Origin of the sequence: Hyphomicrobium sp. B1 (genome assembly GCF_049532635.1) — a bacterium.
Classification (GTDB): Bacteria; Pseudomonadota; Alphaproteobacteria; order Rhizobiales; family Hyphomicrobiaceae; genus Hyphomicrobium_B.
Window position 1 is genome coordinate 3,749,774 of record NZ_CP134871.1, and the last position, 21,562, is coordinate 3,771,335.

At 58.1% G+C, this 21,562-nt stretch carries 18 protein-coding genes and 1 riboswitch; of the genes, 10 read left to right on the forward strand and 8 right to left on the reverse strand.

Features of this window, described 5'->3' with window-relative positions:
- Window positions 1–8 precede the first annotated feature (8 nt).
- Window positions 9–425, reverse strand: a complete 417-nt coding sequence (locus RLW55_RS17885; protein WP_409562972.1) for a hypothetical protein — start codon at window positions 423–425, stop codon at window positions 9–11.
- A gap of 436 nt (window positions 426–861) precedes the next feature.
- Here RLW55_RS17885 and RLW55_RS17890 point away from each other — a divergent pair, with 436 nt between their 5' ends.
- The gene (locus RLW55_RS17890) at window positions 862–2,889 is read left to right on the forward strand and encodes a molybdopterin-containing oxidoreductase family protein (protein WP_423414953.1); all 2,028 of its coding nucleotides are present in this window, start codon (window positions 862–864) and stop codon (window positions 2,887–2,889) included.
- A gap of 27 nt (window positions 2,890–2,916) precedes the next feature.
- Here RLW55_RS17890 and crcB read toward each other — a convergent pair whose 3' ends face one another.
- Window positions 2,917–3,348 carry a fluoride efflux transporter CrcB gene (crcB, locus tag RLW55_RS17895; RefSeq protein WP_409562970.1) on the reverse strand — a complete coding sequence of 144 codons (432 nt, stop codon included), beginning with the start codon at window positions 3,346–3,348 and terminating at the stop codon, window positions 2,917–2,919.
- Between the two features lie 51 nt (window positions 3,349–3,399).
- Window positions 3,400–3,462: riboswitch (Fluoride riboswitch) on the reverse strand.
- 247 nt (window positions 3,463–3,709) lie between these two features.
- Between crcB and RLW55_RS17900 the strand changes: the two genes are divergently transcribed.
- The 6 genes from RLW55_RS17900 to fcl all read left to right on the forward strand — a co-directional run bounded on the left by RLW55_RS17900 (window position 3,710) and on the right by fcl (window position 11,878).
- Entirely contained in the window at window positions 3,710–5,515 is a 1,806-nt protein-coding gene (locus RLW55_RS17900; RefSeq protein WP_423414954.1) for an ABC transporter ATP-binding protein/permease, read from the forward strand.
- 895 nt (window positions 5,516–6,410) lie between these two features.
- Complete coding sequence (locus tag RLW55_RS17905; protein ID WP_256380112.1) at window positions 6,411–6,533, forward strand: hypothetical protein; 123 nt, start codon at window positions 6,411–6,413, stop codon at window positions 6,531–6,533.
- 227 nt (window positions 6,534–6,760) lie between these two features.
- Entirely contained in the window at window positions 6,761–8,017 is a 1,257-nt protein-coding gene (locus RLW55_RS17910; RefSeq protein ID WP_423414955.1) for an HlyD family secretion protein, read from the forward strand.
- Window positions 8,014–9,600, forward strand: coding sequence for a DHA2 family efflux MFS transporter permease subunit (locus tag RLW55_RS17915; protein WP_423414956.1), 1,587 nt, complete (start codon window positions 8,014–8,016; stop codon window positions 9,598–9,600). Before RLW55_RS17910 ends, RLW55_RS17915 begins: the two co-directional genes overlap by 4 nt.
- Window positions 9,601–9,823: 223 nt before the next feature.
- Window positions 9,824–10,897 carry a GDP-mannose 4,6-dehydratase gene (gene gmd / locus RLW55_RS17920; RefSeq protein ID WP_423414957.1) on the forward strand — a complete coding sequence of 358 codons (1,074 nt, stop codon included), beginning with the start codon at window positions 9,824–9,826 and terminating at the stop codon, window positions 10,895–10,897.
- 27 nt (window positions 10,898–10,924) lie between these two features.
- Complete coding sequence (gene fcl / locus RLW55_RS17925) at window positions 10,925–11,878, forward strand: GDP-L-fucose synthase (protein WP_409562965.1); 954 nt, start codon at window positions 10,925–10,927, stop codon at window positions 11,876–11,878.
- Between the two features lie 13 nt (window positions 11,879–11,891).
- Here the strand turns inward: fcl and RLW55_RS17930 are convergent, their stop codons facing one another.
- The 5 genes from RLW55_RS17930 to RLW55_RS17950 all read right to left on the reverse strand — a co-directional run bounded on the left by RLW55_RS17930 (window position 11,892) and on the right by RLW55_RS17950 (window position 17,811).
- Window positions 11,892–15,113: an efflux RND transporter permease subunit gene (locus tag RLW55_RS17930; RefSeq protein WP_423414958.1), complete on the reverse strand. Its 3,222-nt coding sequence runs from the start codon at window positions 15,111–15,113 to the stop codon at window positions 11,892–11,894.
- A 10-nt stretch (window positions 15,114–15,123) separates the two neighbouring features.
- Window positions 15,124–16,464 carry an efflux RND transporter periplasmic adaptor subunit gene (locus RLW55_RS17935; protein ID WP_414462284.1) on the reverse strand — a complete coding sequence of 447 codons (1,341 nt, stop codon included), beginning with the start codon at window positions 16,462–16,464 and terminating at the stop codon, window positions 15,124–15,126.
- A 125-nt stretch (window positions 16,465–16,589) separates the two neighbouring features.
- Complete coding sequence (locus RLW55_RS17940) at window positions 16,590–17,006, reverse strand: hypothetical protein (protein WP_409562962.1); 417 nt, start codon at window positions 17,004–17,006, stop codon at window positions 16,590–16,592.
- 238 nt (window positions 17,007–17,244) lie between these two features.
- Complete coding sequence (locus tag RLW55_RS17945; RefSeq protein WP_423414959.1) at window positions 17,245–17,439, reverse strand: hypothetical protein; 195 nt, start codon at window positions 17,437–17,439, stop codon at window positions 17,245–17,247.
- A 57-nt stretch (window positions 17,440–17,496) separates the two neighbouring features.
- Window positions 17,497–17,811, reverse strand: a complete 315-nt coding sequence (locus RLW55_RS17950) for a hypothetical protein (protein WP_423414960.1) — start codon at window positions 17,809–17,811, stop codon at window positions 17,497–17,499.
- Window positions 17,812–17,884: 73 nt separating this feature from the next.
- On the opposite strand from RLW55_RS17950, the gene RLW55_RS17955 reads away from it, so the two are divergent.
- A complete protein-coding gene (locus RLW55_RS17955) occupies window positions 17,885–19,003 on the forward strand; it encodes a tetratricopeptide repeat protein (RefSeq protein WP_423414961.1) in 1,119 nt (372 codons plus the stop codon).
- A gap of 31 nt (window positions 19,004–19,034) precedes the next feature.
- Window positions 19,035–19,358 (forward strand): hypothetical protein, encoded by a 324-nt coding sequence (locus tag RLW55_RS17960; RefSeq protein WP_409562959.1) that lies wholly within the window; start codon window positions 19,035–19,037, stop codon window positions 19,356–19,358.
- A 206-nt stretch (window positions 19,359–19,564) separates the two neighbouring features.
- Here RLW55_RS17960 and RLW55_RS17965 read toward each other — a convergent pair whose 3' ends face one another.
- The gene (locus RLW55_RS17965; protein ID WP_423414962.1) at window positions 19,565–20,530 is read right to left on the reverse strand and encodes a transporter; all 966 of its coding nucleotides are present in this window, start codon (window positions 20,528–20,530) and stop codon (window positions 19,565–19,567) included.
- Window positions 20,531–20,768: 238 nt separating this feature from the next.
- Between RLW55_RS17965 and RLW55_RS17970 the strand changes: the two genes are divergently transcribed.
- Complete coding sequence (locus RLW55_RS17970; RefSeq protein ID WP_409562957.1) at window positions 20,769–21,557, forward strand: tetratricopeptide repeat protein; 789 nt, start codon at window positions 20,769–20,771, stop codon at window positions 21,555–21,557.
- Window positions 21,558–21,562: the final 5 nt, after the last annotated feature.

The window sequence follows — 21,562 nt, forward strand, 5'->3', positions numbered from 1 at the left end:
AAACAGCGCTATCGTCTCCGATAATCGAGACAGTTGCGGATAATCGGTGCACAAACGGCATCTTTGCGGCCCCAGGAACTCGTCGCGCCCGCATAGGAGACCTCGGCGACTTTGCCGCCTGAGAAACGGAACTGGACGCGGCAATAGCCGCTGTTGGGGTCCGAGAGTTGCGCTCCTGCCAGCGGTATGACCGGCTGAACCGTGAAGCCGCCGGTCGCCTGTCCGTGTTCGTACATCCAGATCTTGCCGCCGGGTATGCTGTCCTCGCTCGTCGGATGCCCGGCGCACATCAAAACGTCCCGCTCACGAAGACCGACCAGTTCCGACTTCCCACGCAAAGCAATGTCGGCGTTTTCGATCGCGCATCCCCACAGCAGCTGACAGAACGCGAGACAAGCTGCGGGAAAAACCAAGCGTCCCCGCATCACGGCTCCCGGCAAAAAAGAATCGACTCAATTCGCCAAGAATAGCAGCACATGGCATCACGCAATTGCGACAAGCCGCACCAGAAAACCTCCCGCAGAGCAGAGGCGAGCAAGATGCAGAACACCGAAGCTCGCCACGGACACAGCAATTGTCCCGGAGGCCTGAAATCATCGCACCGTCGATTGCGAGCGACGCGGGGTCATACCGTCAGTCCATCTGGCGCTCCCGGGTGATGCGCAACACGATGCGAGCCTGCCTGCTCTGGATGCCTCAACTGCCGGATAAAGCGCCATCGTGCGGTGCATTCATGCATAACCTAAGCTCCGATCATCCCTCGCCGATCCCGCACTTGCGCCCAACGCGAAAGCCTTTACCGGCGCTGAAATTCCGGACTAGATTTGAAGCGGCTCTACGCTTCCAGGAAGGTTCGGCGCAATGGCAACGCAGGCAATCGTCAAGACAACGTGTCCCCGGGACTGTTACGACGCGTGCGGCATAATCGTAAAAATGGCGAGCGACGGCGCGGTGTCGGTTGTCGGCGATCCCAATCACGACATGAGCCGCGGCAAGCTTTGCGGCAAGTGCTCGATTGCCTACAACGGCGTGTGGCGCAGCAAGACGGATCGGCTAACGACTCCGTTGAAGCGCGTCGGCCCGAAAGGATCGGGACAGTTTGACGAGGTCTCCTGGGATGATGCCATATCGGAGATCGCGCAACGGCTACAGAGCATTATCGCGACCGACGGCGGCCAAGCCATCCTGCAAACCCATTACACTGGAACGTGCTCGCTGATCGCCGGGCTGTTTCCGCTGCGTTTCTTCAATCGTATCGGAGCGACTGAAGTCGATCCCGACACCGTCTGCAACAAGGCGGGCCACGTCGCGCTTCAACTCGCGTTCGGGGAATCGACCCGCGGCTTCGACCCGCGCACGGTCAGTTCCAGCAAATGCGTCTTGATCTGGGGGGCGAACCCGTCAGCCTCAGCGCCTCACGTCCATGAGCACTGGGTGGCGCGCAGCGGTGTCCCAACGATCGTCGTCGATCCGATCCGCCACGCTACGGCTGAAGCGGCCGACATTCATCTCCAACTCTTTCCCGGCACCGACGCGGCGCTTGCCTTCGCGATGCTCGCCGTCATCAAATCGGCCGGAAAGCTCGACCGCGATTTTCTTGCACGCCATTGTATCGGCTGGGACGACATCGAACCGCAACTCGACGCTTGCACATTGAGTTGGGCGGAGGCAACGACCGGCGTTCCTGCGGCCCTCATCGAAAAAGCGGCGCTGCTCTACGCGGACGGCCCATCGCTACTATGGATGGGACAAGGCTTCCAGCGCCAGACATTCGGCGGCAACGCCATGCGTTCGGTCGGCCTGCTGCCACCTGCGACGGGCAACATCGGAAAGCTCGGCGCCGGTTTCCTCTATCTCAACGGCTGGGACGCCCGAGGCGTCGACGGCGGTTATCTTTCCGCTTCGCATCTCAACGCCGATCCCCAATCCGTCAGCCATATGGATCTCGCGGCGCGGCTCGAAAGCGGCGAGACGAAAGCGCTCTTCACCTGGAATAACAACATCGCGGCCTCGAGCCCGGAGCAGGCGCGATTGCGCCAGGCGCTGAGGCGCGAGGATCTTCTCCAAGTCACGGTCGATCTATTCCAGACCGATACGGCCGACTACGCGGATTTCGTTCTGCCCGCGGCGAGTTTTCTGGAATTCGACGATGTCGTCATGTCGTATTTTACCCATTCCGTCTCGGCACAGGTCGCAGCCCTTCCGCCGCTAGGAGACGCGCTCCCCAATCAGGAGATCTTCCGGCGCCTTGCGGCTGCAATGGGCCTCACCGATCCTGAACTGCGTGAAACCGATGACGCCATCATCGAAACGATTCTGAGCCAAGCGCGCCCTGGACTCGATTTCAAAACACTTGCAGCCGCAGGCACGATGTACGTGCCGGAAGCCCCGATCGTTCAGTTCGCATCCCACGACTATCGCACGCCGTCAGGAAAGGTCGAAATGACCGGCGCGCAATTTGTCGAGGCCGGATTGCCATCAGCCCCTGCCCCACTATCGGAGTGCCGTCCGGCTATGGGTGAATACCGCATGCTGTCGCCCGCCTCCGAATGGCTCATGAACAGCAGCTACGCCAATGACGGCAAGATCGCCCGCCGTCTGCAAATGTGCGAAGCTTGGCTCAATCCCTCCGACGCCGAAACGATCGGCGTCGAATCCGGGAACCGGTTGCAGGTGAGCAGCAAGACCGGCTCCATCGAGTTGAGTGTTGGCATTTCATCGGCGGTTCCAGCGGGCGTGCTGCTGGCGCCCAAAGGCCAATGGCCGAAAGCATCAGCCTCCGGAGCCAATATCAACGTCCTCAACCCCGGAGAAAAAGCCGACCTCGCTCAAAGCTGCGCCGTGCACAGCATCAACGTCACGCTGGCGAAGTCCCAGATCGCGACTTGACCCCTGCGCCGAAGGAAAGGAGACGCCCTAGGCGTCTTCTTCCAATGTCGTCTGCGCAATTTCCGTTGCGCCGCCGTTGAAGTAGGCGGCGACGAAGTGCCCTGCCGCCACGGCCAGGATGCAAAGCACGACGGACAACCCAATGTTGACCGCAGCGCGCCCGATAGCGCCCGAGCGGAGGAGATCGAGTGTCTGCAGACTGAATGACGAAAAAGTTGTAAAGCCCCCGCAAATCCCCACCATCACGAACAGGCGGAATTCTTCGCTGACCGGATAACGCCCATGCGCCAGGGTCAGCGTGCCGAAAAAGCCTATGATAAATGACCCGGCAATATTGATAAGGATCGTGCCCCACGGCAGCGTGCCGCTGATCGGAAGGGCAAGATACGACCCGGCATACCGACACAAGGTCCCGATAGCTCCGCCGAACATAACGACCAGACATGTCGTGAAATTCATATGAGGCTCCTCTTCAGCATTTCAGCCAACGGCCGTCTCCCGTCGGAAACGGCTATCGTAGGAGTCATCAGCCACAATGGCGGTTATCGGGGGAACCCCATCCCCATCGCTTACTCAAGTACACGATTTTCCGGGCGGCCCAAACTAGCTTGTGTGCGTCACGAGTGCATCGGCGTTTGACAACCTCGGCCAAGTCGCGTCGCATCCCGCCAACGCTTGCAAATAATTAAGGTTCTGGCCACCCTCCGGAAATGTGCCTCGCGCCACCCTCGACGAAATGAGGAGCCACACGGCCTTGCGGATGGTTCAAAACCGCAGCTGGCCCGCTGAGGATGCAAAGCAACCGTGATGTGGAATTGTGATGCGGAATGATACGCGCTCGCGCCTGAGCGCGATTTGGCAACTGACGACGCCCTACTTCTTCTCGAAAGATTCTGGTGTCGTTCGCATCAGCTCCCGATTGAAATTCACCGTTGCGGAACGCTGGATCGGCGGCAGCCTTCTCTTGGTCGTCCTCGCCATCGAATTCGGCCAGGTTGGGCTGTCCGTTTTGCTCAACAGCTGGAACGCCGAGTTCTACAACGCGCTTCAGACGAAAAACGTCGGCGCCTTCTGGCACCAGCTCGCCATATTCTCGGTGATCGCCGCGGCCTTCATTATCTCGTCGGTTTATCAGCTCTATCTCAATCAATGGCTGCAGATCCGGTGGCGGCGCTGGATGACCGAGCGCTATGTTCACCGCTGGCTCCAGAACAGCACCCACTACCGCATGCGTCTTCGCAGCGAGGCAGCCGACAACCCCGACCAGCGTATCGCTGAGGACATCGCACTTTATATCGGACGAACGCTCTCTCTCGGCATTGGCTTCCTGTCGTCGATCACGAGCCTCGTTTCATTCAGCATCATACTGTGGGGAATTTCAGCCGAGGTCCCGCTGCAGATCGCAGGATATCACATCGGCGCCCATGGTTATCTCGTCTGGCTCGCAGCCATATTCGCGCTCGTGGCCAGCGTCGGAGCGCATCTCATCGGCCGCACATTGGCGAGCCTCAACTTTAGTCGCCAGCGGCGCGAAGCCGATTTTCGCTTCGGCTTGGTGCACCTTCGCGAAAACTCCGAACAGATCGCATTGCTGCGCGGCGAGAACGCCGAGCGCAATATCCTGCGCGATCGTTTCTCCGATATCGTAACCAACTGGCACGACATCATGCGGCGCCAGAAATTTCTGACATTCTTCACGACTGGATACAATCAGATCGCCGTCGTGCTGCCGTTCCTCATCATGGCCCCGCATTATTTCGCAGGCGCAATTATGCTCGGCGTCATGACGCAAACGGCTGGCGCGTTCGGCCAGGTGCAATCGTCGATGTCGTTCTTCGTCAATTCCTATACCGACCTGGCGGAATGGATCGCCGTCGTCGACCGGCTTTCCGGCTTCTCCGATCAGATGCAGCTCGCCTCGACGGCGAGCGAGACATCCGCCGTCTCGATGGGCACGACGAATGCCAACGGCGTGCTGAGCCTTGCCGGCATTTCGCTTGCAACGCCCGGCGGCAAGAAGCTGTTGAACTCGGTGAATCTCGATATCGAACCGGGCGAGTCGGTGCTCCTGATGGCTCCATCAGGCGCCGGCAAGACAACGTTGCTGCGCACCATTCTGGGCTACTGGCCTCACGCGACGGGCGAGATCCTCACCAGATCCGGCGCCCGCCTCCTCGCGCTCCCGCAAAAGCCCTATTTCCCGCTGGGCTCGCTCCATAGCGTGCTCACCTACCCGGCGACGGAAGCCCAGCCGTCGGACGAAGAAATCTCCGACATCCTAAAACTTACGGGCCTCGAACACCTGAAACCATCTCTTAACGTCGTCGAGCGCTGGAACAATATCCTCTCGGTCGGCGAACAGCAGCGCGTCGCGCTTGCACGCGCCATTCTGCTCCGTCCGGATATCCTTTTCCTCGATGAGGCAACGTCTGCACTCGACGAAGCCGCCGAAGCGCGCGTCCTGACCGCGATACGAAACAAACTGCCCGATACGGCGATTGTTTCCATCGGCCATCGCTCGTCGCTGCTGCCGCTTCACGACCGCGTCGTTCACGTCTCCGCAAGCGCGAGCGACGAGGAACAGGCGCTCCCGGCACCGCCAAAGAGCGTTGCCGCCGCGGAGTAATCTTATCGCCGAGCCCCAATCCCGAAACTCGGCAGCCCTATCCGAAAGCTGTCCAATCCGTAAGGGCAAAACGCGCACAAGTGCGTGAGGACGCCGTTGCTCGCCAACTGAAAGCCCCCATCTCGTAACAAGGTGGCTAAGCGACGCGTAGGCTTCCATTAGCCACGATGCCCGAATGGGAGAATGACAATGAAACCGACCGGACAAAGCTTTTTCGGCATGTTTGCTGGCGTGTTGCTGTTTTCGCTTCTCTTCACGGAAATCGCAATCGCGGCAGTGCACTGAGACGGCAACACTTCGCCGCTTCGCATCTGATCGCCCTTTCCTCTCTCCTCCCGCGAACGGCGCAGGCAGCGAGCCTGTGCCGTTTTGTTTTGCCGAATGAGCTTTTGGCTCCGCGACACGACAGCAACTCCGGCATTTATGTTTTCTACATTCGGAGCAATTGCGCGAGTGTTCGTAAATCTTCCTTAGGTTTAAAACTTGGAAACCATCTCCCGCGCATCCTCTCGCCGAGGCTGATCCGGGCGGGGTAACGGCTCATCCATGCACCAATGAAGGAACCCGAGACCGACAACACACATGTGTAGCCGGTCCCGGTACGGTGCTGGTTGACTGCTCCCCGCTGCATAACCAGCGCCGGGCGGCGAGGCGGTGGTCGCCTCGCCCGCTGTGCAGCGGCAAGAGCTTAAACCAAACCATCTTGAGATTTGGTGAGCCTGCCGAGGGAACGTTCCGGTATGCCGCCGACGAACAATCCCATGGGCCATCTGCCCCATATACCTAGAGATTATGGAATGGGCGCCGATCGCACTTACCTCCAATGCATCGCTTTTAACAGCGCCGCCATCCAGTCAGGAATGAAACGGCGCTCGGGTGAATTGGAGATATGAAAATGAAAGTCGCAATCCTCGCAGTGGCGCTTCTGGTCTCCGGTGTTTCGGGCGCATTCGCATCGCCCCATTGCAACGGTGATTTCAAGACCTCCGGCACGGCACAGTGTTTCGTGATCCGGTAAAACCGCAAGATATAAGCCTACAAAAGAAGATGCATCTCGGAGGGGGAGCGCCGAAAGGCGCGCCCCTTTTCTTCATTCTCGCCGACGTAGGCGCAAAACGGGCACGTCATTAAACACACGTATAGCTGGTCTTTCCAAACGTATGGCCAACAGCGCCAAAGGTTAAATAGCTGAGCTGCTGAGTGCTCTTTTATATCTTGGCAAGAGCCGAGATGGAGATGTGGACTATGTTGACCGCAGCCACCGACGTCGTCGCAACCGAGGCGGCGCCCGAAACGATGCACGTAATGGCGCACGAGACAGCGAAGTCTGAAAGCCTGGTCCCGACGGCAAGGGAAACGATTGCGCCCGCGCCGAGCGCTTTGCCCGATCAAGATCCTGCAAACACGGCTGGAAAATCGCATCATTGGCTCCCCTTCGGTCCGCGGCACATTCTTATCGCTGTTGTTGCTGCGGCAGTTATCGGCAGCGGCATTTATGCCGGCTGGAAATATTGGACCGAGTGGCGCTTTGAAGTCTCGACCGACGACGCATACGTGCAAGCTGACGTCGTCGCCATCGCTCCACAAGTATCCGGCGATATCGCCGCTCTGTACGTCGACGATAATCAGCGCGTCAAAGCCGGCCAAGTCCTCGCAATCATTGATCAGCGCGACTACAAAGCGGCCGTCGATCAGGCGAAAGCCGGCGTCAAACAGGCGGAAGCGGCCATTGCCACCGACCAGGCTCAGATCGGAGAGCAGCAAGCCATCGTGAGCGAAGCCGAGGCGACCATCAAGGCTGACGAAGCGACCGAAAAATACGCCCAACAGAACAATCAGCGGTTCGGCACACTCGCAAACGAAGGCTACGGTTCCGTTCAAGACGAGCAACAGGCGGCCTCGCAAATCGGCACGGCACAGGCGACGCTTGCGAAAGATAAGGCGGCACTGGAAGCAGCCAAAAAACAGATTGCGACGTTGACGGCCGAACTCAAGCAAGCACGTGCCATGCTTTCGCAGAACAATGCGACGCTTGAACAGGCGGAGATCAACCTCGGCTACACGACGATTACCTCACCTGTGGATGGCATCATCGGCGATCGCACAGTGCGGGTTGGTCAGTATGCCCAACCCGGAACCGAGCTGCTCGCGGTCGTACCGCTCAACAAGGCTTACGTCATTGCCAACTTCAAGGAAACGGAACTCGCTGATGTCCGCCCAGGGCAGCCGGTCACGATTGCCGTGGACACATTCGACGACAACACCGTGCAGGGTTATGTCGGCAGCATCGCTCCGGCGAGTGGCCAGGAGTTCGCACTTCTCCCACCGGACAACGCAACGGGAAACTTCACGAAAATTGTCCAGCGCATCCCGGTGAAGATCTACATTGACCCGAACGATCCGTTTGCCGGCAAGCTGCGTCCCGGCATGTCGGTCATCACAACGATCGACACACGCCACAAAACGCCGGCGTCAAAAACCGCAGCAAAGCAAGCGTCATGAGCGACGCTCCGACCAGCCCCGACAGCGAGCGGGCCTCCCTACGGACGTGGATCGCGGTCTCTGGATGCATGTTGGGCGCACTTATCGCCGTCCTCGATATCCAGATCGTCAATTCGTCCCTGCCTGAAATTGAAGGCGGCATCGGCACCGGCGTCGACAATGGAACCTGGATCTCGACCTCATATCTGATCGGCGAAATCATCATGATCCCGCTGACGGATTACCTCAGCCGCGTGTTTGGCTTCCGCCGCTTCCTGTTGTCGAACGTCGTGCTGTTCCTCATCTTCTCAGTCGCCTGCGCCTTTGCGGGCAATCTCGGCACCATGATCGTGATGCGCGGCTTCCAGGGCTTCACCGGCGGCGTCATGATCCCGATGGCCTTCACGGCCGTGTTGACAAAGCTACCTGAAAGCCAGCGCCCCATCGGCTTGGCTGCATTCGCGCTCACCGCCACGTTCGGCCCCGCGATCGGCCCGACCATCGGCGGCATTCTCACTGAACAATACGGCTGGCCCTATATCTTCTTCGTCAATCTTGTTCCCGGCGCGGTAATGCTATCACTGCTTTATCCGACGCTCGATCGTCAACCGATGCAGCTTCGCCTTTTGCGAGAAGGCGATTGGTTCGGCATCGCGACAATGGCAATCGGTCTCGCCTGCCTGCAAACCGTCTTGGATGAAGGCAACAAGGACGATTGGTTCGGCTCGCCATTCATCGTGCATCTTGCCATCATCTCGGCGGTCATGCTGACGATCTTCGTCGTCATCGAACTCACCGTCGAGAAGCCCGCCGTGCAACTTCGCCTGCTCACTCGACGGAGTTTCGGCCTCGGAACGTTGGCGAATACGCTCGTCGGCTTCGCGCTGTTCGGATCGATCTACGTGCTTCCCGCGTATCTCGACGAAGTCCAGGGCTACAACGCTCAGCAGATTGGCCTCGTGCTCGCATCGGCCGGACTTCCGCAGCTGCTCATCATTCCATTCGTCCCCTTCCTCTTGAAGCGTTTCGATGCCCGCTTGATCGTTTGCACAGGCCTCAGCATCTTCGCAGTCAGCTGTTTCATGAATACGCATTTGAGTTTCAACGACGCGGGACAGCAGTTTTTCTATACCAACATCGTACGCGCCCTCGGCCAGGCGATCCTACTTTCGCCACTCTCAGTTCTGGCGACGAACAGCGTGGCTCCAAAAGAGTCCGCAGCTGCGTCAGGATTATTCAACATGCTGCGCAGCCTCGGAGGCGCAATCGGCACGGCCGCGCTGGCGACCATCATCACCAAGCGCGAGCAATTTCATTCCAATATCATCGGTCAGTCAGTCACGCCTTACAATCTGACGGATCAATCCTTCCTCACCCGCATGCAGCACTATTTCGAAGCGCACAGCTTGCCGGACCCCGGACGCGCCTACCATCAGGCAGAAATTCTGCTTGGAAATCTCGTCGCCCAACAGTCGCTGATCATGGCCTTCTCCGACGCGTTCTATGTCATGGCCGTCGTCCTTGTGGTAGCGGCGATTGCCGTCGTCTTCATGAAGGCGCCGGAAGTTCACCAACCGGCTCTCACAGCGACCGCCAGCCGATAGCTTTCGGAATATCGAGAGTGACATAAGTTTTTGCCGCAAATTTCGTCAGCGTCAGTTGCGAAAATAACTGCAAGCTTCGCAACAGCCTCGGATGGACCGTGCTGCCGTTTCATGCAACCCCAAAAAGTCTACGGACCGATCAAATGAAAAAGAATCTCGCGCATTCGTATTGCGCTCAAAGCGACAACCCCACATAAATCTCGGCGGGACTTGGGGGAACGGCATGAGCAAAAGCAAGACTGCATTGATTTCCGGTGTCACCGGCCAGGACGGCGCCTACCTTGTGCGTCTTCTTCTAGATAAGGGTTACGTCGTCCACGGCATTAAGCGACGATCGTCATCATTCAATACCCAACGCGTCGATGAGATCTATCAGGATCCGCATGAGGCGACCACGTCGTTCTTCATGCACTATGGCGACCTGACGGATTCAACCAACATCATCCGCCTCGTCCAAGAAACCCAGCCCGACGAAATCTATAATCTCGCCGCACAAAGTCACGTCCAGGTAAGTTTCGAGACGCCGGAATACACGGCAAACGCCGACGCCATGGGCGCGCTGCGTTTCCTCGAAGCGCTGCGCATTCTCAAGCTTGAGAAATCGGTCCGGTTCTACCAGGCTTCCACATCCGAGCTTTACGGCAAGGTGCATGAAACGCCGCAGAACGAAACGACGCCATTTTATCCGCGCTCGCCTTATGGCGTCGCCAAGCTTTATGCCTACTGGATCACCGTCAATTACCGCGAAGCCTACGGTATGCATGCCTCGAACGGCGTCTTGTTCAACCATGAAAGTCCGCTCCGCGGCGAAACTTTCGTAACCCGAAAGATCACACGCGCCGTTGCCCGCATCGCCGCTGGTTTGCAGTCCGCACTTTATCTCGGCAATCTGGACGCCAAACGCGATTGGGGCCACGCGAAAGACTACGTCGAAGGCATGTGGATGATGGTCCAAAACGAAAAACCCAGCGACTACGTGCTAGCAACGGGAGAATCCCATTCCGTTCGCGAATTCGTTGAGCTAGCATTTGCCGAAGTCGGCAAGACCATCGCCTGGAAGGGCCACGGTGTCGATGAGATCGGCTACGATGTCAAAACCGGTGGCGAGTTGGTTCGCATTGATCCGCGCTATTTTCGTCCGACAGAAGTCGATCTCTTGCTCGGAGATCCGAGCAAGGCCCGCAACGAACTAGGCTGGCACCACAAGGTCGGCTTCCAGGAGCTCGTTAAAGAAATGGTCGCCGCCGACCTCGCGCTCCTCGAACGCGAAAGCTGGCGCAATAGCCTCAACGAATAGTAAGTGCGAAGACCATGCGAGGAAGCGATGTCTTTTGATCTGACCAACAAGCGCGTATTCGTCGCCGGCCACCGCGGCATGGTCGGATCAGCGATTCTTCGTCTGCTACAGAACGAAAACTGCATCATCCTGACGGTTGGTCGCGACCAGATCGATCTCCGCGATCAAGCGCGCGTCAGAGAGTGGTTCAATCGCGAAAAGCCGGATGCCGTGTTTCTTGCGGCAGCGAAAGTCGGCGGCATTCTCGCAAACGACACCTACCCGGCGGAATTTCTCTACGACAATCTCGCCATCGAAATGAACGTTATCGACGCAGCCTTCCGCAGCGGCGTCGAGAAGCTTTTGTATCTCGGTTCCTCATGCATCTATCCGAAGTTCGCGCCGCAGCCGATCCCGGAACGCGCCCTTCTGACAGGAAGTTTGGAGCCGACGAACGAATGGTACGCCATCGCCAAGATCGCCGGGTTGAAACTTTGCGAAGCCTATCGCCGTCAGTATGGCGCCGATTTCGTCTCGGCGATGCCGACCAATCTCTACGGCCCGGGCGATAACTATGATCCGCTCAAAAGCCATGTCATCCCGGCACTTTTACGCAAAGTACATGACGCGAAGAAGTCCGGCGCCGAGGAAATGACAATCTGGGGCTCGGGTACACCGCGACGCGAATTTCTTCACGTCGATGATGCTGCTAGCGCCGTTGTGCATCTGATGAAAGTCTATTCAGGTGCTGAGCATGTCAATGTCGGCACAGGCGAGGACATCACCATTCTCGACCTGGCGCGCTTGGTATGCGACGTCGTCGGCTTCAACGGCAAGATCGTCACCGATCCGACGAAGCCCGACGGCACGCCGCGCAAGCTGCTCGACGTCTCCAAGCTGAAGGCCACGGGCTGGACGCCGCGCTACGGCCTGCGCGACGGCCTCACCGAAGCCTACAACTGGTTCAAGGACAACGAGGCGACCGCGCGGTTGACGGCCTGATCGCGGCCCGCACCTATTCCGCAGCCGCAGGAACAGCCGTCGGCGTCTGTTTCGCCACGGCGGCACGCGAACCAAACCAAATCGACAGCGCCGGCAGAACGAGCAGTGTCAGCAGCGTTGCGCTCAACAACCCGCCAATGACGACCGTCGCCAGCGGCCGCTGCACTTCCGCCCCCGTTCCCGTTGCAAGCGCCATCGGTAAAAACCCGAGCGACGCGACAAGCGCCGTCATCACGACAGGCCGCAAACGGGCCAGCGCGCCCTGGCGTATTGCTTCCGCCGCCGGCAATCCCGCCGCCATCAGTTGCTTGATGTATGTCAGCATGACGAGCCCGTTGAGAACCGCGACACCCGATAACGCGATAAAGCCGACCGCCGCCGAAACCGAGAACGGCATGTCGCGAAACCAAAGAGCAATGACGCCGCCGGTCAAAGCGAGTGGGACAGCGCTGAATACCAGGATGGCATCTCGCGGCGAGCCGAGGGCGGAATAGAGCAGCAGAAAAATCAGCAGAAAACACGCGGGCACAACGACGGCGAGACGCTGCTGCGCTGCAGCCATATTTTCAAACTGGCCGCCCCAGGCAATGTAATAGCCCGTCGGCAGCTTCACCTCTTCTGTGACCTTCGTTTGTGCCTCCGCGACGACGGACGCGATATCGCGCCCGCGCACGTTTGCCGTCACGACGATGCGCCGCTTGCCATTCTCGCGTGAGACCTGGTTCGGTCCCTCCGTCACGGCAAAGCTCGCAACTTGTTCCAGCGGAATGGTGGCAATGCGCCCTGCGCTGTTCGGCGGTAACGCAACAGGGATGTGCTTCAGCTTTTCGAGATCCGCGCGCATCGCATCCGGCAACCGGACGACAACCGGAAACTGCCGATCGCCTTCGAAAATCACCCCAGCAGAACGCCCGGCCATCGCCGCGCCGATCACCTCTTGCACGGCGAACGCGCTCAACCCGAACCGCGCAATTTCGTTCTTCTTCAGCTTGATCTCAAGGAATGGCAGACCTTGGGCCTGCTCAATGCTTACGTCCGTCGCGCCGTCCGTACCGCGCAGGATTTTGGCAATCGCGTTGGCGCCATCCAGCATCGGGCCGAATTCGTCGCCGAAAACTTTAACGGCGAGATCGCCACGCGCGCCCGCAAGAAGTTCATTGAAGCGCATCTGAATTGGTTGCGAGAACGCAAAGTTATTTCCTAGAAGCTTTTCGAGCTTCTCCTGAATTTGCCCAACGAGCGCTTGCTTGCTAAGCGAAGGATCAGGCCATTCCGATTCCGGCTTCAGAATAATAAACGTATCCGAAACGTTCGGCGGCATCGGATCGGACGCAACCTCGGCAGTGCCCGTCTTGGAATACACAAGCGAAACCTGCGGAAACGAGCTGACGATTTTTTCGACTCTAAGCTGCATATCCTGCGATTGCGTCAGCGACGTACTCGGTATCCGCATCGCATGCATCGAGAGGTTCTTCTCATCAAGCGTTGGGATGAACTCTTGCCCGAGCCGTCCGAACAGCATCAGCGCTCCGGCGAAGAGCGCCACGCCCACCATGATCGGTAGCACAGGCCTGTTGAGCGTCGCGCGAAGCAGCGGCTCATACACACTCTTTATCGCCCGCACAGGCAAGCTCTCGGCCTCGACAACACGCCCGCTGATTGCAACGGCAATGGCCGCTGGAACGAATGTCAGCGACAGAACGAAAGCCGCGATGAGTGCCATGATAACGGTGACCGCCATCGGCTCGAACATTTTACCCTCAACGCCGGAAAACGTCAGCAGCGGCACATACACTAGCATAATGATTGCCTGCCCGTAGACGGACGGCTTGATCATCTCCTCCGCCGACTTGGTCACCGTTTCCAAGCGTTCATCGAGACTGAGCACACGCTTCAAAGCGTGCTGTCGCTGAGAAATCTGTCTCAGCGCATTCTCGACGATGATGACGGCACCGTCGACGATCAGACCGAAATCGAGCGCACCGAGGCTCATCAAGTTGGCGCTGATCTTCGCCTGTACCATCCCGGTCAGCGTCAGCAGCATGGCAATGGGTATGACCAGCGCCGCTATAACCGCCGCACGAATATTCCCGAGCAGAACGAACAGAACAATAACGACGAGAAGCGCACCTTCGAGCAGGTTCTTTGCGACCGTCGAAATGGTGGCATCGACCAGCACGGTCCGGTCAAGCACCGGTCGCAACGCAATGCCCGGTGGCAGCGACTTCGAAAGCTCGCCGATCCTTTTACTAACGGCCGACGACACTGTCCGGCTGTTCTCGCCGATCAGCATTAGCGCCGTGCCGACGACGGCCTCTTCCCCGTTAATGCTTGCGCTGCCGGTGCGCAACTCGCGGCCGATCGTAACCTGCGCGACGTCTCTAATCCTCACCGGCGATCCGCCACGTGTCGTCACGACGACGCTGCCGATATCGGGCATGTTTTCGAGCCGTCCGGTGCTGAGGACCGCAAGCCCCTCGCCGCTTTGCTCGAAAATGCCGGCTCCGCGGCTGACGTTATTTTTCTCGAGCGCTTCGACGATGTCGCCAAACGAAAGATTGAGGGCTGTCAGGCGTGCGGGATCCGCTTGCACGAGATACTGCTTCTCGTATCCACCGATAACGTCGACGCCAGCGATCCCCGGCACGCTCGCGATCTGCGGTTTGATGATCCAATCCTGGACCGTACGCAGATACGCGCCACGCTCGATATCGTTGGTCAGACGTTGACCCTCGGGCGTCACGTAAGAGCCGTCGCTTTGAGGCCCGACCTCGCCGATCTGTTCGCTTTTGGGCGCGAAAGCCACGGTCCACATATAGATCTCACCAAGACCGGTCGAAATCGGACCAAGGCTCGGCTTAGCATCAGCGGGCAGTCGCTCGTCCACTTCGCGCAAGCGCTCGCTGATTTGCTGGCGCGCGAAATAGATATCGGTGCTTTCGGTAAAGACCGCCGTGACCTGCGAAAAGCCATTGCGACTAAGCGAGCGTGTGTATTCAAGACCCGGTATCCCCGCAAGCGCCGTCTCGATCGGAAATGTCACCTGCTTTTCGATATCGAACGGCGGCAACGATGGCGCGACGGTATTGATCTGAACCTGATTGTTCGTGATGTCGGGAACGGCGTCGATCAGCAGCCGATTGAGCGACCACACGCCGTAGCTTGCGGCGAGCAGCGTCAGGAGAATGACGAGCCAACGACGGCGAACCGAAAATTCAAGCACCTGTGCAATCATCGGAACGTCCTCAATGCGAATGCGTAGCTTCGGATTTGCCGCTCTCGGCCTTAAGCAGGAACGTGTTCGTCGCCGCAACCGTCTCGCCCGGTTCAAGCCCGGCCACGATCTCAACAGACGAGCCATCGGTGCCGCCCACCGTCACTTTGCGCGCTTCGAAGCCGTGTTCGGTGCGGACATAAACAATCGTCTCACCCTTGACTGTCTGCAGCGCGGTTTTCGGAAGCTTCAGCCCAACCGGTTTCGTTCCAAAAAGAATGTCGGCGTTGACGAACGAACCCGGCCGCAGCGCCAGACCCTTATTCTCGACCGACGCGATGACGCGCGCCGTCCGCGTCTCCTCATTGATCATCGGGCTCGTAAAGATGATTTTTCCCGATGTCGTCTCGGCCGGATGGCTGCCACTGACCAGCACACTCTGCCCCTCCTTGATATCGGGAAGGTGACTGATCGAAACGGCAAGCTCGATCCACACCACCGAAAGATCGGCAATGGCATACAGCTCCTTGGCTTCGCCCTCGCGCCCGACGGGTGTTCCGAGATCGACAAGCTGCTCGACAATGCGCCCGCCGATCGGCGCGCGAATTTCGTAACGTTGCAGGTTCGTTGCAGATTGGCCGCGCTGCTTTAACGTTTGGATGTCCGCTTCGCTGACGCCCAGAGCAGCAAGCTTCTGATGCGCGACGCCTAATCGGACTTTCGCTTCGGTATCGGTAGCCTGCGCCCGCAAATAGCGCTGCTCCGCCGAAATCTGCTTCTCGTAGAGCGTTTTTTCACGATCAAAGAGCGTCTCTTGCAGGTTCGCGTTGACGAGCGCGTTGATGTATTCGCTCTTCGCATCGGCCACTTCCCGGCTGTCCAGGACGGCGACGACTTCATTCTTCGCGACGACATCGCCAAGCCGCTTCTTCAACTCCGCGACTGTGCCGACAACCTGCGCTGCAACGCGCCCCACGCGATTGCGGTCTGCGATCACCGTTCCCGGCACTGTCAGGCTCCGATCGAGCGCACCCGCTCCGGCTTCCGTCAACGCAATGCCTTCGGCATCGATCCGATCCTGCGAGACTTCGAGGCCCTCATGATGCTCGTGACCGGCTTCTTCGCCGTGCGCAGCATCCGATCCGTTTTCCTCGTTTACGGCCTCTCCACCGGCGTCATGTGCATGCCCCTCGTCATGCTGATGTCCGGCTTCCGAATGACCCTTGGTCTCCGCCGACGCGTGCGCCTTGGCGTCGCTTGAGATGGTGAAAAACCTGGAAAGGCCAGGTGCGAAAGTAGCCGCGCAAAGCACGGCCAGTGCCAGGACAGCGGCGCACAAGCGCACGCCACCAGCTATCAGCATTCGCTGCATGTCGAAACAATCCACGTGTTGCGGAGACCGCTTAGGGCGCCGCGTTGCGATTTTGACGGAGGTTCACGCGATCGCGGCACGCTAAAAGAGAGTGCGCAGCCACGTCATCGCGATTGAAAAGCGCTTTAAAGGCGCGGCGGCTTGAACAGCGGCCCTGGACCATCCAACGGCCCATCGAGCGTTTCCCATGCTGTATAGGTGACCGGCGCCATAGCCTCGGTGCGGGTGGGAACACTCGGTTTCGAAATCAGATGCTGAACGGAAAAACAAAGCACACAATGCTGTCCTGAGAGCCCCTGAGGAACCTCCGAATCTTGCGATGCTTTTTTCGCGTCGATGCCATGGCCCGCACAATTCTCATACCCATGCTCGGCAATCGCATGCGACAGACTGAAGGGACCGCTGAGAGCCATCATGAGTAATGAAAGCAACGCACACACGACCGACCGTCCGCTGCGCGTGACAGCGAGAAACGATTTTGAGGTGTGGTTTGCCGATTGGTGCATTGCAATTAGGTTTATGTCCAAACTCTGCTTAGTCAAGTCCCCGAACCGCCGACAGCGATCCGTCACACGGACTCTGCCTCCCCAATGTTTCGGCCAAATCGAAAAATACTGCGCAGCATCGGGATTGATTTTGTTGCAAGCTCACAACATATCGAAGGATATGTCGCGACGGGATTGCCAATGCGGCATCTTACAAGCACTTTCCAGCGGAAATATGAATTAGAAGATGTTTAGATAGCGCATGCTCACTCGCTTCGTCAGATATTTGATCACATCAGCGGTCCTGCTCGCGACATCCGTCGCAGGCTTGCCGCTGGTTCTGTGTGTGAGCAGCACCCATAGCGTTGCGGTCGAGATCGAGCGCCTTCACCACGACACGCAATCCGGATCGAACGATCACTTCATTCTCTTTTCGAATTCGCACGCGAAAGCCGAATCCGAGCCCTGCACAGATTACCGGCTTCAGCATGCATCGTTTTTCAAGCACCCGCATCAATCCAAGCCGTCTGACAGGAATGGCGAGAATTTAGGTGGTTACGCACCAGCTCTTCTGCCGACGTCCGGCGAGCTGCTTGCCGCGCGCTTTCACTGTGCCATCTCGCACGCAACGTTTGATAATCCACCCCATCTGCGGTCCACGCTTAGCGACCGCAGCACGATCGTTCTCCAGATTTAGAGCGCGGCCCCCAGAGCATTGATTGCGCTCCGCGCCGTTGGCGCGGTCAAATCCATCTTGCTTTATTGGAGAAAAACTCATGCCAATTTTTGTTGGCAGGGAGAGGTCGTGTTCTGCTGTGTTGGCTCGCCAAGCGTCCCAAATCGTAACGACGATCCCAGCCATAACCCCGACAACACTCCTGACCGCGGCGCTAAGCACAGCAATTGCTCTCACCGCAACCGCTGTCGGCTCACCCATGGCACTCGGCGCAACGCCTGATGACGCACCGGCGTCGACAGCGGCTATCGAAACGCAACGCGCGCAACACCTCGCTGACAGGGCAAACCGTGCCTACGGCAGTGGCGAATACAAAACTGCAGTGCAGCTCTATTCCGTGCTTCTTCAGCTCCAACCGAACGACGCACGCGTCTTCTATAATCGGGCGAACAGCTATTCTAAGCTGGACGAATTCGATAGGGCGCTCGCTGACTACACCGCTGCCGTCGCACGCGCGCCGGAGTTCGCACCCGCTCTAGTTAATCGCGGAAGCCTTTATTTTCGAGCCAAGCGCTTCGACGAAGCACTTTCGGATTACGACGCCGCGGCCAAGATAAGACCCGACGATCGCTTCATCGCTTATAATCGCGGCTTGATCCTGGCGCAGCAAGGGCGGCTCAAAGAAGCGAACCAAGCCTTCGACCGCGTGCTTGAGGTATCATCGACCTATGCGCCCGCCTACGCCGAAAAAGGCTTTCTCTCTCTGCAACAAGGCGACAGTGACAAAGCCAGAACCCAATTCGAGACCGCGCTTAAATACCAGCCCGCAAACGCACGCGCCGAAGCTGGACTAAAGAGGCTCGATGATAAGACAGCCGCCGATCGTCTCTCGAGAGAGGTTGTACACACCAAACTGGTCGCGGACCTCATTCGGAACATCGACGAGACATGCTTCGCCAACGGCGAGGACGCCCGTGCCTTTGGCCGCGCCGTTGAAGCCGCGCCTTGGCGAGGCCAACCGACAATGACATCAGCTGGACTGAAAACCTGGACCGGCAAAACAAGTTTCGGCAAAGCACGTCTGGTCCTTGCACAATCTGTCCAGCAACTGGGACGGACTGTCTGTTCCATTACGATCGAAGGCATCACGCCTCATCTGTTCCAGGATTTTAGAGCGGCTTTTAACGAACACACCGAGACGGCTGCGACCAAAACCGTCGCTGTTGAGACCGCTGACAGAGCCGATTCAGGACATCTCGAATATTGGACGCCGCATCACGACGGTTGTGACGTCCATGCCGTCATCCTGAACTCTGCCAAAGACAATCGCCTCACGGTGCGCATGACGCATGGAAATAGGCGTCCCACCGAAATGTGAATCCATTTGGATTTCGAAAGGATCTTTGACAATGACACTGAACCACAAACAAAACCGCTCGCTCGCCGCTTGCGCGGCATTGGCATTCATCTTTGCAGGTACGGTATCGGCGGCGGCGAATTCTTACGCTCCGGCATTTTTTGCCGGCGACGAGGCAGCGACCATCAACCCTGTCGATGCGCGCGACTACCGCCATTGCCATCATATGGCGAGACGCGCCTACTGCCATGTCTCCGATAATCTGCCGCGCAATTGGCCGCCGCATTCGGATCGCTCTCCATCCCCGCAGGACAAGCACTCGCATTCCGAGGCCAGCAAAAACCACCTGCAAACGAAGATCCCATATCCGCGCTGATTGCTGCAGCACCGCCTTGACGACAGCTCGTCTTTTCTTGGCGCCCTTGCATCTCAATTTTTACATCGATTGAGACACCTCAAAGAGAAAAAGGCCCCGGGCTTCGGGTAAAGCCGGGGCCAAAGTTGAGGTCTGTAGCGCTCGGACTATTAAGCAAACCGGTATGGTATTAAACACCCGGCAAGCCCCTCCGTAGTTCTACGTCGTCAGAACGAGAGCCTTGTCGTGACGATCCAGTTGCTGTCGTAAGTCGGCGTGAGAACCGGCGATGTCGTCTTCGGCGAAACCGCAAACTGATAGCCTGCACCGACGATCAGATTGCTGTCGTCACACAGCTTGAAACGACCAAGAATGAGACCGGGCGTCAAAAAGACTTGGTCTTTGCCGCTTCGCTCGCCGTCGGCCCAATGCGTATAGTTGACTTCGAATTCGGGCCAGAAATATTTCGCAAGATGATATTGAAACGCGACGTTGGTAACGACGGATGTCCCGATTTCACTTTCACGTTCCAACGGAATAGGAACGCTGACCGTCGCCTGAACATCGAAATCACCCCAGCCTTTGCCCGCCGCCAACGTCGGCGTCACGACCCACGCATCGTTTGTAAAAGGATCGTCGCCGGTCGGCGCCTGCACGCCGAAAAACGCCGACACGATGTAATCGCCATTTTCCTTGTTGGCGCTGATAAGCCGCTGCTTGATGGTGACAGCGGGCCAGTCCGCCCAACCGGACGCCTGTTTGGCATGCGTGCGCTCTTCATAGGGTGGCAGGTTGATCAGTACTTCATTGGTCATCGTCGGAATGAATTCGAAACCCTTGCCGCCGTCGTAGACATTCTGATGGGCGCCATTTCCCATCTGCTCAAAAAACTGGTCGGACCGAAACTCTTGCTCCAACCGCGGCGTCACGGTCGCGAGCGGTGTCATCCAATCCGGCTGCGAAGCCTTTGCGGCGTGCGCAATTTCCTGCCAACGTTGAAAGAAGTCCTGAATGGCGTCCCCTGCGTCCTCATCAGACGACGTCGCGCCGAGATAGCTGGGCGCCGGAATATTCAAATCGTGAAGAGATGAACTGGCGTTCGCCGATGTTTGCAGCAAATCGCCTGCAGTGGCCGGAACGACGCCGACTCCCATGAACACGAGCGTCGTTCCGAGCGCATTAGCTATCCCCATTGCAGTCCCCCAGAGGCATATATCCTTGCCGCTATATCGCGAGAGTCTCGCAACCGTCGCGTCGGGAGCATCACATCAGTAATAGCTGGTCCGTATTCATACGGACCTAGGAAAGCCAGATGCAGGTGGGCAGGAGAGCATTCGTGGGGACTATTCCGGGGCTGTACGGGAATCAATAGCGGCATCCCCTATCGCCACTGCGCTGTCCCGATTGCCAACACGTCGGAGACCGAACGCCATGCTCTTCTCGCGCACATCGATCAGCATATTCGCACTCGTGATAGCGGTATCATCGCTATCGGTAGCGCCATCTGCATGGGCGGCGGACGGCGACCAATGTGCCGATGCGGCGACACCTGCACTGCACATCTTTGCATGCACCGCGACCATCGAGGATAACGCATCGGATTCTGAGAAAGTCGAGATTGCCTATGTCAATCGCGGCCTCGCCTACTTTGCCACGGAGAACTTTTCGAAGGCCATTGCCGATTTCGATCATGCTGTCGCGTTAGCTCCACGGGATCTCAGCGCCTATGAAGCGCGTGCCATCGCCTTCGCCTCGGAGCGCGACTACACCCATGCAATTGCCGATGACCGCAAAGCTATCGATATCGATCCGCTAAGCACACGCGCGTACAATAACCTAGCGAACGCATACAAGGCTGAGGGGCATCTGCAGGACGCGCTGGCAAGCTATGATCGCGCCATTGAGCTGTCCCCAAATGAATCGACCCTTTATTTCAATCGGGGAAATACACTACGCGCGCTCGGTCGCGCGAAGGATGCAATCCACGATTACGATTATGCCATCGCACTTAACGGCAAGTTTTTGAACGCCTACATCGCCCGCGGAAATACGCGCGCCGCCGGCCTCGACTTCAAAAATGCCGAAGCTGACTTCGATCGCGTCCTCGCCATCGATCCGATGAACAATGCAGCGATTGCCAATAAGCTCGCGATCGAAAAATTGCGCGAAAGGCAGTTCCGCGCGCCGCTTGGTCAATCAATCGCGACAATGACGAAATAAATTCA